Below are 14563 nucleotides of genomic sequence, written 5' to 3' on the forward strand. Positions count from 1 at the left end.
ATGGGGAACAGAATCAAACATAAAAAAAACAAAAAGTGGAAGTGGCTGTTTATTGGTCTGCTTGCTTTCAACATCACCCTGCTGATCGCATTTCTGACACTCATTTTTTGGCCCGTACCGCAAGCCGATTACCCGGAGCCAACTGCAAAAAAAACGGAAGCAAGTTCTGAATTTATTGTTCGTACAACAAAAAAGAATTTGAATGATCTAGTCAATGCACATATCGATAAATTGCTGGATGGTACCAATCATCGCTACCGTATTGAACTGGGAGATGATGTTCATTTGATTGGAGAATTGCCTGTTTTCTCATCTACTGTTCCTTTATCTGTTCATTTAGAACCTTTCGTTCAAGAAAATGGCGATATCATTCTTAAACAGAGATCTATTTCCATTGGACGATTAGAATTGCCAAACAAAAAAATCATGGGATACATGGATAAATACCTTCCTATGCCTGAATGGGTAACCGTTAATCCAAAAGATGAGGAAATATACGTAGCAGTCACTGATATACAGCTTAAGAGTAACTTTCAGGTAGCTGTTGAACATATTGATTTACCATCGAATCATCTGTCGTTTAAATTCCGTATTCCTTACCAAACATTAGGCATTGAATAAGCGAAGCTGGAAGGGACCCGGCTTCGCCTATTCATAGATACAAACTTTTTTTCAAAACATGCTTACACTTCATCCCTATGTGTAAACTATTGTTCATTCATACGAGAATAAATAATATATGATGACATAACTTGCTCTTCTTCTTTCTGCTTATAACAAGCTACTTTGTTACGGTTAGGATAATCTCCTAGCCTGCCTTCATAAATCAGCTGCATCCCCTCATGACTTCGAATATCTTCAGGGGTGACAAAGCAAGTAGGCTTCTTAATTTGAAAAGCACCAGCATTCTTTAATACAGTAGCGACAAATTGTGAGCAAAAAAATGCACATTTTCGATTGATTTCTATTTGTAGTAGGATCCCAATCAAACCGATAAAGTTATATCGATAGCGATCTTTTTCACGCTCTATTTGGTTGATATGATGTAAAATTTGCTCACGTTCTTCATCAGATACGTTAAAACGATAAACTGCACAATCGGATTTTTTTAAAAAATCACTGCGAATATCTTCTCGAACAAACCCCCCAATAAAAGGATTTTTTGGTCGCTTCCGCCCAAAGCTATACAGTTCTTTCAGATCTTCATCAAATCCGATCGAAACATGGTTCAATGATTGCTTTGTAAAAAAATGAATCGCCTTCGCTAAATTCGTGCCCGTATCTGTGAAGAGAAGGTAAATGGCTGTTTCTCCCAATACACATATCCCCTTCCAGCTATGATGTAGAGAGATGGTTCAAAAGGTCGGCTGACTGAAATGACATTCTGCCTGTCTCATCACCAATTTTGTACTGCACCTGTATGAATAGACCCCATTTTGCTGCACAAAACGGTAATGATTACAACAATGCTTCCTTCACCCTTCCTTTCAAACGCACTCATTTGCAATTGCACTAACCTTTCTTATACTATTACAAAAAAAGTCATTTTACACAAGTATAATTATAAAGTGAATCTTCAATCAGTGGAGGTTTTCATTCATCCCCCTCTGATTGTTAGCACCGTAATGGTATGGCCTAAAGGCCTCTGAACAAATCTGGTATTTAGATGCTGTTATCTCCCACTTAGACATGTTGCAGTAAAAATTATCCTCCTGAAGCGGGAGGTCTTACAGCATCTTATATACGGGATAAAAGTGAAACAATTTAATGGTTTTGTGTCTACTTCCATATACCAAAAGTTTGTTTGTTTCTAAAGCAAGCGTTGACGAATTCCTTGAAATAACGTAAGCTAACCTTGATTACTTTTATTTAATTGGAGGAAAATAACCCGAATGATTAATGTATCGAATGTTAGTTTACGATATGGTGATAAAAAGTTATTTGAGGATGTGAATTTAAAGTTCACTCCAGGTAACTGTTATGGATTAATTGGTGCAAACGGTGCTGGAAAATCCACCTTTTTAAAAATATTGTCTGGAGAAATAGAGCCGCAGACAGGTCATGTCTCCCTTTCTCCTGGTGAGCGCCTTGCTGTTTTAAAGCAGGATCATTTCGCCTACGAGGAATATAACGTTATTGATACTGTCCTCATGGGACATGAAAAGCTTTATGCAGTGAAGCAGGAAAAAGACGCCATTTACATGAAAGGTGAATTCACAGAGGAAGACGGCATGCGAGCTGCTGAATTAGAAGGCGAATTTGCTGAGATGAACGGTTGGGAGGCAGAATCTGATGCCGCTGTCTTATTAAAAGGGCTCGGACTAGAAGAATCCTTGCATGATAAGCAAATGTCTGATCTAAACGCAGACGAAAAAGTAAAAGTTTTACTAGCCCAGGCGTTATTTGGTAATCCTGATATTTTATTATTGGACGAGCCCACGAATGGTCTAGACATTCATGCGATTCAATGGCTAGAAGAATTTTTGATTCATTTTGAAAACACTGTCATCGTCGTATCTCATGACCGTCACTTTTTAAATAAGGTGTGTACACATATTGCAGATGTAGACTACGGAAAAATTGAAATCTACATTGGTAACTATGATTTCTGGTACGAGTCTAGTCAGTTGGCAACGAGAATGGCTCAGGAAGCAAATAAAAAGAAAGAAGAAAAAATCAAGGAATTGCAATCCTTTATTGCCCGCTTTAGCGCCAACGCCTCCAAATCCAAACAGGCGACATCAAGAAAAAAACTACTTGATAACATCACGTTAGATGATATTAAACCTTCTTCAAGAAAATACCCGTATATTGCGTTTACGCCTGAACGGGAAATTGGAAATGATTTATTGTCTGTTCAAGGTCTAACAAAAACCATTAATGGTGAAAAAGTATTGAATAATATCAGCTTTACCATGAATAAAGATGACAAAATTGCCCTAGTAGGCAGGGACGATATCGCGAAAACTACTTTGTTTAAAATTTTGATGGGTGAAATGGAACCAGATGCTGGTACGTATAAATGGGGTGTAACCACTTCGCAATCCTATTTTCCAAAAGACAATAGCGCCTATTTCGAAAAGAGCGACCTATCATTAGTAGACTGGTTAAGACAGTATTCAACTGAAGATGAAACAGAAACTTTTTTACGTGGATTTTTAGGGAGAATGCTATTCTCTGGTGAACAAGCTTTGAAAAAGGCCAATGTCTTATCCGGTGGCGAAAAAGTGCGCTGTATGCTGTCAAAAATGATGTTGAGTAACGCGAACGTACTTCTTTTAGATGAGCCAACGAACCATCTTGATTTAGAATCTATCACTGCTTTAAATAACGGGCTGATTAAATTTAAAGGGTCTATTTTATTTACGTCACATGATCATCAATTCATTCAAAGTATCGCCAATCGCTTAATCGAAATCACACCAAATGGTTTGATCGATAAAGAAATGGACTATGATGAGTATGTACAGGATAAGGAATTGCAAAGCAAAATAGCAGCTATGTATGAGGATTAATTAAAAGATCTATACCATAAAGTGAATCTTCCGTCAGTGGAGATTTTCATTCATCCTCCATTGATTGTTAGTACCGTGATGGTATGACCTAATGACCTCTTACGAAATAGGGTATTTAGGTGCTGTTATTCACGCTTAAACTTATGCAGTATGGATTCTCCAATTCTTGAAGTGGGAGTCTTACAGCGGCACTTTATATACAGGATGAAATCATAGCTAACGAGGAACCTAACTAAATCTAAAAACGAACACTAAATCGCCAATTGTGTATACTAAGTTTTAGCGTAGTCAAAATAGGTAGACTCCTGCAGGGGAACAGCTCGAGCTGAAGGTCCAGCAGAAAAGCGGTTTTTGCTTTCCAAGGAAGCTGAGCCGTGCCTTGCGGAAAGCGAAGTGTTTTGACATCGTGGTGATAGAAATTTTTTAATCCCAATAAGCCGAACAATTATAAATGGATTGTTCGGCTTTTGCTATATAGTATTTGCTTATGCCCTGACTCCTAATTTTTTACTGTTCTTGCTTTTGTTTTACTTTACTTAACATATCCCTCGTCATCTTATCTAGGTCGTATTCTACTTTAAAGCCCCATTCTTCAATAGCGCAAGTAGAGTCAAGGTTATTTGGCCAGCTATCCGCAATCGCTTGTCTAAATGGATCAACAGCATAATCTAATGTGAAAGATGGCATATACTTTTGAATCGATGCAGCAAAATCTTCCGGTGCGGCAGAAAAAGCAGATATATTAAATGCATTACGATGCTGTAATTTATTTGCATCTGCCTCCATCAATTGGATAATCGCATTTATGGCGTCCGGCATATACATCATATCCATGTACGTACCTTTACCGATATAAGATGTATAACTACCCTTCTTCACGGCTTCGTAATACATTTCAACTGCATAATCCGTTGTACCCCCACCTGGCAACGTGACATATGAAATAAGCCCAGGAAAACGAACGCCACGTGTATCCACACCGAAACGAGTATAGTAATAATCAGCTAATAGTTCACCAGACACTTTATTAACCCCATACATCGTAGTCGGACGTTGCAACGTATCTTGAGGCGTTTGGTCTTTTGGTGTTGAGGGGCCAAAAGCTCCAATGGAACTGGGGGTAAAAAATTGCAGCTTTAATTCACGTGCAATCTCTAAGGCGTTGACCAATCCACCCATATTGATATGCCAAGCCAATTTCGGGTTTTCCTCTGCTTTAGCAGATAATAAAGCTGCCAAATGCATCATTGTATCTACCTGATATTTCTTTGTCACATCAAAAAGCTGATCCGCATCGGTTACATCAACGACTTCAAAAGGGCCTTCAGCTATACGCCCTTCCGCCTTTCGAATATCTGTTGCTATAACTTGATCCGTTCCATAGATCTCTCTTAATTTCATGACAAGCTCTGAGCCAATTTGACCCAAAGCTCCCGTTACTAGTATTTTTTCCATTGCTCGAAATCCTCTCTAGCACTTATCTCTTTTCACTAAATAACACCAAGTTCTTTGCCAACTTTTTCATATACTGCGATTGCTTTATCCAACATTTCTTTGGTATGTGCAGCTGTTGGCATATTTCTCACACGCCCTGTTCCGCGTGGTACAGTTGGGAAAACAATCGACTTCGCATAAACACCTTCTTCGTTAAGACGTCTGCTGAATTCTTGTGTCGCATTTTCGTCGCCAATCATACAAGGTGTAATTGGTGTTTCACTATCACCGATATCAAAACCTAATTGCTTTAAGCCAGCCTTTAAATAGTCGCCATTTTCCCATAGCTTTTCATTTAATTCTGTGCTTTCCATGAGGAGCTCGACAGCCTTCGTGCTAGCTGCAGCATCAGCAGGTGAAACAGCCGTGGAAAACAGAAATGGACGAGAACGGACTTTTAACCAATCAATAAGGTTCGCTTTTCCAGCCACATAACCACCAATTACGCCAATAGCTTTGGATAATGTGCCCATTTGAAAATCGACTTTATCCTGCAGACCGAAATGCTTCACTGTTCCTGCTCCTTTTCCAAGAACTCCAGAACCATGCGCATCATCTACATACGTAATCAGGTCGAATTCGTCTGCAATCTCAACAATTTCCGGAAGCTTAGCAATATCGCCATCCATTGAAAATACACCATCGGTAATAACCATAATCTTATTATATTGTCCAGATTCGACAGCTTCTTTCGCCTTTTTTCGCAAATCGTTCATGTCCGAATGATTAAAACGAATAATCTTCGCTTTGGATAGGCGACAACCATCAATAATGGACGCATGGTTTAATTCATCAGATAAAATGGCATCATTTTTATCCATAACCGCAGAAATAGCTGCCATATTACAATTAAATCCAGATTGATAAGAAATAACCGCCTCTGTTCCTTTGAATGCTGCCAGCTTCTTTTCTAACTCAAGATGAAGATCAAGCGTTCCGTTTATCGTACGTACAGCACCCGCACCAACACCATGAGAATCAACTGCTTGTTTCGCTACCTGCTTCAACCTGTCATCCGTAGCTAACCCAAGGTAATTATTCGAAGAAAGGTTGATTAATGTTCGCTCGCCAATTTTTATTTCCGGACCATTCGGACCTTGTACAGGGTTAATTTCATTATATAAACCTCGTTCCTTCAAATCAGCAATATTGTCATTTAAAAAAGAATCTAACGCTTTACTAGTCATTTTACGTCCTCCTTTTATGTAAGTTTATGTTGGTTCCTGTTACATGAAACGTGTCATACTATAAAGTGAACCTTCCATCAGTGGAGGTTTTCTTTTATCCCCCCCCCATTGGTAGTACCGTAATGGTATGACCTAAAGACCTCTTACGAATCGGATATTTAGGTGCTGTGATCTTGCGCTTAGACTTGTTTCGCCAATTCTTGAAGTGGGAGTCTTACAGCACCTTATATGCGGAATAAAATAAATCTTTACCCCCCAAAGATTGTTAGAGACGCGAATCGGCATCTACTATCTGTTAGATGCCCAACGTATCATCTCTTGCTAGGATACAAGGACAGATACTGCGCCATTCCATGCGAGATAATGCTTATTTCATTTTCAGTTTAACACAAGTCAATCGAAATGTTTAATCGGAGAAAGCGCTAATTACAGGAATTTGTCTAAAAAACCACTTTTATTCCAATAAGCGATTGTAGAAAGATGTCGAACACACCGCAAAGATTGCAAATTTGTAAGATTTACCTGCTACATTGTCACCTAAAACAATGGTTTAAAAGCAGGGAATTTTTTATACTGAATCTAAGGTTATTTAAAACATGGGTGTTGAACAAAGGCGCAAGCGCCCGTTTAGCAACGTAGCGAATGGAACGAATCAACTAAAGATAAAGTGAACCTTCAATCAGCGGGGGGTTCTTCCATCCCCACTGATTGTTAAATAAACGAATTGAGCATTTAGGTGCTGTTATCTCCCACTTAGACGATTGCAGTACAGATTACTCCTGAAGTGGGAGTCTTACAGCTTCTTACTATGCAGGATAAAGATACCTAAGAGGAGAAAGGAATGAAACTATATGAAAAAAATTCTTGTCGTTTTATGTGCAGTTCTTATTATTACTTTTGGAATATTCGGATATGTAGAGATAAATAGTAACTCAAATGAAATAATCAGTGATAATCCAGACAACATTAAAGTTCAGGATATATAAAGTGAATCTTCCATCAGCGGTGATTTTCATTCGCCCCCCGCTGATGGTTAGTACCATAATAGTATGACCTAAAAGCTTCTTAAGAAATAGTGCATTTAGGTAGTGTAATCTCCCACGTTGCAGTACACATTATCCTGAAGTGGGAATCTTACAGCACCTTATATGCGGATAAGTGGATACCCGATCCTTGCTTTGAATCTTCCATTTGGCATCGAGGATGCTCCACTTTAACATCCAAATCCTAAAAGTTCATGACATTCATGGAAATTTTCCGCAAGGCTTGTTTTTTTCCAAATGACTTGGAATTGATTTTATTTCCAGAAACATGGTTTATCTCCTTCGCATATCATATTTAATGGTACATCATCTTCTATCCACTACGAAGATTGATTTTTTGTGGTTTAAAAGCATGAGCGGAAGGGAATATTTTGAATATTAAAGCTGATAAAGTAAATCATCAATCGGTGGAGGTTTTCATTCCTCCCCCACTAGAAGAAAGAATCGGGCATTTAGGTGCTGTTATCTCATACTCTTAAACTTGTACAGATTTTCCAACTCGTGAAGTAGGGGCTTACAGCAACTTAGATACGGGATAAATAAAATATTTCTTCTTTAGTCTACGTTCTCTGTTTAAAAAAGAATAGTATGCGTTGTCATCATTCCAACATGACAATTGTCATATAAACGAATACGGACTGGATGCATAGATGAATTTCAATTGCTAAAATAAAAATTGCATACAAAAAATCGAGTAAGATAAACATCTCACTCGATTCATATTGGAATATATACATGTTAAAATCTATTATTCTACAATCGTTACATTAACCGTTCTGACGCCCCAATTCGTTGCTTCCCCTTTGGATGGGACGTGAACGTCAATTTTATTGCCTTTAATCGCACCACCAGTATCAGCTGCCGTTGCATAGCCATAGCCTTCAACATAAACTTTAGAACCTAATGGAATGACACTCGGATCAACAGCAATTACCTTTGCATTTGGATCTTTGTTCAAGTCAACACCTGTTGCTGTTACACCAGAACATCCATTACAGCTTGCTGTGTAAGCTGTTGCAGTTACAGAAAACGATTGACCCTGAGGCTTTTCCTGCTGTGATTGCTGCTCAGATGCTTTTTCAGGTGCTTTTTGACTAGCAGCAGGTTTAGAAGAAGCTGGTGTTGCTTGCTGCTCTTGCACAGGTGCTTTCGTTTCTGTAACCGGTTGTTGTTCTTTTTTCGTTGGCACCGCAGGCTGTGCTTGAGGTTGCTCTTCCGTTTCGGCTGGCTTGTCATTGGAAACTGTTGCACCTTCAATGGTCAGATTCTGACCAACAATAATTAGATCGGAATCTAATTTATTCCATTCCTTTAAATTTTCTACAGATACACCATATTTATTTGCAATAACGCTTAATGTATCTCCCTTTTGGACTTTATATTTCATTTTTGCTTGTTTATTTATAATAAGTGTTTGTTTTGGTTGTATAGTAGTTGTTTTTAATTCATTTACTTCAACTAAATGTTCTACAGTTGTATTATATTCATTTGCAATATTCCAAAGGTTATCTCCGTTTTTTACGTCATACTCTTCTGCTGATACTGTAGTAGCAGCAGTGCCAGCAATAATCATACCAGTAGCGAATGAAGCCACAATCTTTTTCATTCGTTTTCCCTCCTTAAATATCTGACATAGCCTATCCTAACACATGGGCTATGACCGTGCAGTTACAGTACGTTTAAAAGTCCATTACAAGGATTACCAAAATGAGGTTGTATTATTACAGTTGTAACCTTTTTGATATAAAAGTACTATCAATCTCCTTTTTTGTATTACGATAGTCATAGAACGGAACTTCTTGTAATATATCTTTTTATTTAGAAGTCCAAAGGCAATAAACGTACCAGTGAATTTGTCTGTGTCATGAGCCTTATAATTAACTCATCCATAAATACAAAGAAATTCATAGATAAGCAACTCTAGCCTATAAACACAGCGCTCTTTTAATAGAATATGAAAAAGCATACCCTTATGCATAAAGGTATGCTTTCAAATCTAATATATTCCGACTAACTAAATAACCCTTTAAAGAAATTACTAATTGCTTGGAAAAGTTCACTGAAGAAATTTCCGACCTTTTCCCAAAATCCTTCATCTAAACCGAGTTCATCTGCCTTATTTTTAATCGCAGATGTAATGTCCTCCAGCTGGCTTTTAACTTGATCAAAATTAATATTTAAATCGCGCATTTTATCAATTAAATCAATAAGCAATTGACGATCTTTATCACTTAAGTTTATTTCCAATTTATCCAATTGTTCTTGAACAATTCGTTCCACATCTTCTTTTGTTGCAGGATTTTGTTCAGCAATAGTTTGCTTAATCTCTGTTAACAACTGACTAACCTTTTCCGAATCCATTCCTTCTTTTTTCGCTAATTGTGTCGCCACATCAAGCTCTTCATTTGCCAGCTCCATCCGTTCCTTGTCAAGCTGTTCGCCTTCGACGTCATACGCTTTATAAATTCCTGTTAAAGCAGAATGACCGCTAACTTTTACCGGAGAGGCAACATCAACCGTAGCATTTTCCACTCCAGCTGTCAGCAATGCATTAGCGTACATTTCTTTAGTCACTTCCGTTATATTATCCGGAGTCACTATATTAATGGTTAAGCCGTTGCCTGTTTCCTGGCGAGTAATTTTCGCACTGGAATACATATTTGAATTCGGGTTGCCGTTAATATATTTTGCTGCGTCTTGTCCTGAAACATCATATTCATCGACTTGGTTTTCATCTTTGACATTTAATAAGTCTTTTACTTCTGCTCGCTGGTTATCAGAGAGTTGCGCACCATATACCACAATAGGTGGTCCTAATTTTTCATTAATACTATCGGAATCACTTGCTCCGCTGTCTGCATGAATAGGTAAACTTGACCCTAGAGCCAAAACAGCAATCAGTGTGATGATGAGAAATTTGCTTGTTTTTTTTATCATCATTTCATTTCTCCCTTTATTTGTTCTTGCTTTAGTCTATGTTTTTCATAAACTAAATATTATTATACCTGTTTTGCAAAAAATTGAATATCATTTTATCAAAATTACTACCAGAGGCGTATACGCCCAACCTCCCATTTAGGAAAAGTAGACCATCAACAAATTAAACTCCATGCTATTCCAACATGATTTACTATGATTATAAAGCGGATCTTCCATCAGTGGGGATTTTCATTCATACCCCACTGCTTGTTAGTACCGTAATGATCTACCTAAAGGTCACTTTAGGTCCTGTTATCCCCGCTTAGACTTGTTGTATGGATCTCCAGTTCTTGAAGTGGGAATCTTACAGCACCTTATATACGAAAGTTATATTTCAAGCAAAAGAGGACTTTCTTCTGTTTGTTATTTGAACAGACTTTGACTTGCAATTGGATTGCCCACTATCCTACTCAGATTCAGCTCGCAATAAATGGAAATGGTGATGTTATTGCCAGATAAACAATATTTATGTGAACAACTAGTTATAAGTAATTAACAGAGACTCCGGCTTTAAATTAATACTGATAAGTCTAACATAGCTGGTCATTACGATTAAAGCAGATTCCTTTCTTTTTCCCTAGAAGTACGATAATATTTAGAGTGACGAAATATTTAGCAGAAAGAAGGGTATTGCCATCATTGACAATCATCCTATAGTAAAACGAAACTTAGCAATCATGTGGTTTGCTAACTTTTTTGTTTCTGGAAGTATGACAATGGTGCTTCCATTTATTTCTTTATACATTGAGTCGATGGGGAATTTCTCAGATGCGTATGTTCAGAATTGGTCAGGCTGGATTTTTGCAATCACTTTTGTCACTGCCTTCATTTTTTCCCCGATCTGGGGTCGGATTGGTGACAAATACGGACGCAAAAAACTGCTTATATTCTCTGCAACTGGAATGGGTCTCTCCTTATTCTTAATGGGGTTTGCCACATCAGTATGGCAGTTATTTATGCTCCGCCTGCTAATGGGAATTGCTACTGGATTTATTCCTATGTCACAAGCATTCATTGCTACACAAACACCAAAAAATATCGCTGGAAAAGTACTTGGAACACTGCAAACTGGTAGCATTACTGGAACGTTGATGGGTCCTCTATTAGGCGGAACACTTGCAGATGCCTTTGGTTATGCAAGTACGTTTAAATGGGTATCCATAACCATTTTCTTTTCTGCTATTATTGTGTTCTTCGGCGTTAAAGAAATAAAAGCAAATCTCGCTGATAATGAAAAAGATGAAAAATCTTATACGAGAAAACAAGTCCTACAGCATATTATTTCACGCCCGGTTTTACTCATTGTAATGCTTATCTCTGCGTTGGTTCAGATCGCTCATTTTAGTGTGCAACCAATCTTATCTTTGTTTGTCCAAGACATTCACGGTCCGGCCAATATTGCCTTTTTCTCAGGAGTGGCATTTTCTGCAGCTGGACTTGGTAATTTGCTTATGTCAAGACGGCTTGGCAGACTAGGGGATAAAGTCGGCTATATTAAAGTGCTGATTGTATTGTTATTTATGGCTGGAATTGTTTATCTTCCCGGTGCTTGGGTAACAAACATTTGGCAGCTAGTTGTTTTACGCTTTTTATTAGGTATTTCCATTGGCGGAATAATCCCTGTTCGTATTGCATATATTAGGCAAACTGCACCTCTTTCTATGCAAGGTGAAGTTCTAGGCTATAATACCAGTTTACGCTTTTTAGGCAATATCATTGGGCCTGCATTAGGTGGCGTAATTGCTGGATTCTTCGGCTTTTCCGCTGTCTTTCTTCTTACTAGCTTACTGCTTTTATTAAGCGGAGGCATTATGTTGTATTTCTGGTATAAACATGAATACAACCGTTCACATTCTCACTCTTTGTTTGCGAAAAGAGGCTAACCGAGGACGACCATCGTTCTCGTTTTTTTCTGTTTCAGCTCTTTTTAGAAAACTAAAAGGAGCTTCATTCAATTGGAGTTCTCCAACAGCCCTTTGAGAAAAATAGAACCAAGGCGCGGGGCGCCCGTTTAGCGACGTAGCGAATGGAACGAATCAACTAAAGATAAAGTGAACCTTCAATCAGCGGGGTTTTCCTCATCCCCGCTGATTGTTAGTACCACCAGGGTATGACCTAAAGGACCTTGAACGAATCGGGGATTTAGGTGCTGTTACCTCCCGCTTCGACTTGTTCAGCTCACCATTCTTCCATTCTTAAAGTGGGAGACTACAACGCCTTTTTACGGGGTAAAGGAATCATGCCACTAAAAACAGAGGTATGCCGACGTCTGGGCGGCAAGCCCGTGTTTAGTCGGCATACCTCTTAGTGACGAACCGATGAGGCCTTATCGTAGGGCGTATTTCTAAAGTCGCATCGATGCTGAGCGATGAAGCCGGACGATGCTAGAATGACATTCATTTAAACACCATCTTTTAATACTTCCCATTCTGGCCAAATAAAGGTAAACTAACTCTATGATAGCTTAGAAAGTTGGGATAACTATGTCCTCAGAAAAAGTGAAAAGGCTCACATTGTTTGGTCTAACGTGGCCTATTTTTATTGAAATTTTCCTACATATGTTAATGGGGAATGCGGATACACTAATGCTAAGCCAATATTCCGATAAAGCCGTCGCAGCTGTTGGTGTTTCTAATCAAGTGTTGTCGGTAGTCATTGTGATGTTTGGCTTTGTAGCGCAAGGGGCGGCTATCCTCATTGCGCAAAATCTAGGTGCCAAAAATAATCAACAGGCAGGAGAAATTTCCGCCTTGTCTATTAGCTTAAACCTATTGTTTTCACTGTTTCTAAGCGTTGGTTTATTTTTCGGCGCAAAAACCATCCTGCAATTCATGGATCTTCCACAGGAAATCATGGGAGAAGCATCCAGCTATATGCAAATTGTTGGTGGACTTATCTTTATTCAAGCTTTAATTATGACGCTCGGTGCTATTTTGCGTAGCTATGGATATACAAAGGATACGATGAATGTCACCATTGGCATGAATATCCTGAATGTCATGGGAAATTATTTAGTTATTTTCGGTCCGTTTGGATTTCCGGTACTAGGGGTGGAAGGAGTAGCTTATTCAACTGCAATCAGCCGTTTTATCGGAGTTATTGTGTTATTTTACTTATTTTGGAAACGAAACAGTGACGAGATAAAAATCGGATACTTTTTCCGTTATCAAAAACAATATGTCAAGCGATTATTGCAAATCGGTATTCCGTCTGCCGGGGAACAGATTTCTTATAATGCCAGCCAGATGGTAATCACCTATTTTATCGCGCAACTTGGTACCATCGCAATTACTACAAAGGTATATGCGCAAAATATTATGATGTTTATCTTTTTATTTTCCATTGCTATCGGTCAAGGCACGCAAATCCTCGTTGGTCATTTAGTTGGTGCTGGAGATATGGAGGCAGCATACAAGCGTGTGATGAAAAGTCTCAAAATATCTATTGTCGTCTCATTATCGATGGCTACGATTGTTTACTTTTATTCCAAGCCATTACTAGGAATTTTCACAGATGATACGACCATTTTAGAAACTGGAGCATGGCTATTATTAATGACAATTGTGCTTGAACCTGGACGAGCCTTTAATTTAATCATGATTAGCTCCTTACGTGCAGCAGGAGACGTGAAGTTTCCAGTTTATATTGGTGTTGCTGTCATGTGGGGCATTGGCGTTACTTTTGCTTGGTTCTTCGCTATTTACCTAAATCTTGGTCTCATGGGGATTTGGATTTCCTTTATTGCTGATGAATGGCTGCGTGGTTTATTCATGCTCCGCCGTTGGAAACAGCGTAATTGGGTATCCATGAGCTTTGTACAACCAGGAAAGAAGCAAGACTCAGTTTAGATGATTGATTTCTCGTTACGTTTATGCTAAAACTAACAAAGTACCTTATTTAAGGGTAAGGGAAATGAAGAGCATGTACTAAAAGTCGGTTATAAACAAGAGGTCGACCATCGGTAACTTGTTGTTAACGGCTTTTATATATCTACTGCTATGATACTTGGTACTGTCTACCTTTTGTATACAAACTAAAATCAGAAAGAAAGTGATAGCAATGGGTATTGTCGTAGTTGAGGTCTGTGACGGAAATGCAATCACTTCTATTGATATAGAGGAAATTTTAGAAAAAGAGTTCCCTGAAGTAGCTGTACTCACAAATGATTGTCTATCCTTTTGCGGACTGTGCAGAGTAAAGCCATATGCGCTCGTTAACAATCGACGCATTTTTGGAAACACACCAGAAGAATGCTTGGATAAAATAAGAGCTGCGATTAAAGAAGAGCTGGCTATGTATGAATAATAGCCAGCCCTTTTTGCTTTTCACTTCACCAGGTTTTTAA

10 protein-coding genes are annotated in these 14563 nt (G+C 38.4%); 5 read left to right on the top strand and 5 right to left on the bottom strand.

Annotation, left to right across the window (positions count from 1 at the left end; genetic code table 11):
• Positions 1-621: a YpmS family protein gene (locus tag KBP50_RS20250; protein ID WP_050350887.1), complete on the top strand. Its 621-nt coding sequence runs from the start codon at positions 1-3 to the stop codon at positions 619-621.
• Positions 622-707: 86 nt separating this feature from the next.
• Here KBP50_RS20250 and KBP50_RS20255 read toward each other — a convergent pair whose 3' ends face one another.
• Positions 708-1316, bottom strand: a complete 609-nt coding sequence (locus KBP50_RS20255) for a hypothetical protein (RefSeq protein WP_050350886.1) — start codon at positions 1314-1316, stop codon at positions 708-710.
• 576 nt (positions 1317-1892) lie between these two features.
• On the opposite strand from KBP50_RS20255, the gene KBP50_RS20260 reads away from it, so the two are divergent.
• On the top strand, positions 1893-3515 hold the full coding sequence (locus KBP50_RS20260) for an ABC-F family ATP-binding cassette domain-containing protein (protein WP_050350885.1): 1623 nt from the start codon (positions 1893-1895) through the stop codon (positions 3513-3515).
• A 507-nt stretch (positions 3516-4022) separates the two neighbouring features.
• Here the strand turns inward: KBP50_RS20260 and KBP50_RS20265 are convergent.
• From KBP50_RS20265 to KBP50_RS20280, 4 genes are all read right to left on the bottom strand, one after another.
• Complete coding sequence (locus KBP50_RS20265) at positions 4023-4970, bottom strand: L-threonine 3-dehydrogenase (protein ID WP_050350884.1); 948 nt, start codon at positions 4968-4970, stop codon at positions 4023-4025.
• Positions 4971-5005: 35 nt separating this feature from the next.
• A complete protein-coding gene (locus KBP50_RS20270) occupies positions 5006-6196 on the bottom strand; it encodes a glycine C-acetyltransferase (protein WP_050350883.1) in 1191 nt (396 codons plus the stop codon).
• 1791 nt (positions 6197-7987) lie between these two features.
• A complete protein-coding gene (locus KBP50_RS20275) occupies positions 7988-8845 on the bottom strand; it encodes a LysM peptidoglycan-binding domain-containing protein (RefSeq protein ID WP_050350882.1) in 858 nt (285 codons plus the stop codon).
• 404 nt (positions 8846-9249) lie between these two features.
• Complete coding sequence (locus KBP50_RS20280) at positions 9250-10176, bottom strand: DUF1002 domain-containing protein (protein WP_050350881.1); 927 nt, start codon at positions 10174-10176, stop codon at positions 9250-9252.
• 719 nt (positions 10177-10895) lie between these two features.
• Here KBP50_RS20280 and KBP50_RS20285 point away from each other — a divergent pair.
• From KBP50_RS20285 to KBP50_RS20295, 3 genes are all read left to right on the top strand, one after another.
• Positions 10896-12101 carry an MFS transporter gene (locus KBP50_RS20285; protein ID WP_050350880.1) on the top strand — a complete coding sequence of 402 codons (1206 nt, stop codon included), beginning with the start codon at positions 10896-10898 and terminating at the stop codon, positions 12099-12101.
• Between the two features lie 600 nt (positions 12102-12701).
• On the top strand, positions 12702-14066 hold the full coding sequence (locus tag KBP50_RS20290) for an MATE family efflux transporter (RefSeq protein WP_050350879.1): 1365 nt from the start codon (positions 12702-12704) through the stop codon (positions 14064-14066).
• Between the two features lie 211 nt (positions 14067-14277).
• Positions 14278-14523 (top strand): YuzB family protein, encoded by a 246-nt coding sequence (locus KBP50_RS20295; RefSeq protein WP_050350878.1) that lies wholly within the window; start codon positions 14278-14280, stop codon positions 14521-14523.
• The last annotated feature ends 40 nt before the right edge of the window (positions 14524-14563 follow it).

This window comes from Virgibacillus pantothenticus (assembly GCF_018075365.1).
In the GTDB taxonomy this organism is placed as follows: Bacteria; Bacillota; Bacilli; order Bacillales; family Amphibacillaceae; genus Virgibacillus; species Virgibacillus pantothenticus.

Excerpts from the sequence above, each read along its gene's own strand:
- KBP50_RS20260 (WP_050350885.1), top strand. The coding sequence starts at position 1,893 with ATGATTAATGTATCGAATGTTAGTTTACGATATGGTGATAAAAAGTTA.
- KBP50_RS20250 (WP_050350887.1), top strand. The coding sequence starts at position 1 with ATGGGGAACAGAATCAAACATAAAAAAAACAAAAAGTGGAAGTGGCTG.
- KBP50_RS20265 (WP_050350884.1), bottom strand. The coding sequence starts at position 4,970 with ATGGAAAAAATACTAGTAACGGGAGCTTTGGGTCAAATTGGCTCAGAG.
- KBP50_RS20270 (WP_050350883.1), bottom strand. The coding sequence starts at position 6,196 with ATGACTAGTAAAGCGTTAGATTCTTTTTTAAATGACAATATTGCTGAT.
- KBP50_RS20275 (WP_050350882.1), bottom strand. The coding sequence starts at position 8,845 with ATGAAAAAGATTGTGGCTTCATTCGCTACTGGTATGATTATTGCTGGC.
- KBP50_RS20280 (WP_050350881.1), bottom strand. The coding sequence starts at position 10,176 with ATGATAAAAAAAACAAGCAAATTTCTCATCATCACACTGATTGCTGTT.
- KBP50_RS20295 (WP_050350878.1), top strand. The coding sequence starts at position 14,278 with ATGGGTATTGTCGTAGTTGAGGTCTGTGACGGAAATGCAATCACTTCT.
- KBP50_RS20290 (WP_050350879.1), top strand. The coding sequence starts at position 12,702 with ATGTCCTCAGAAAAAGTGAAAAGGCTCACATTGTTTGGTCTAACGTGG.
- KBP50_RS20285 (WP_050350880.1), top strand. The coding sequence starts at position 10,896 with ATGTGGTTTGCTAACTTTTTTGTTTCTGGAAGTATGACAATGGTGCTT.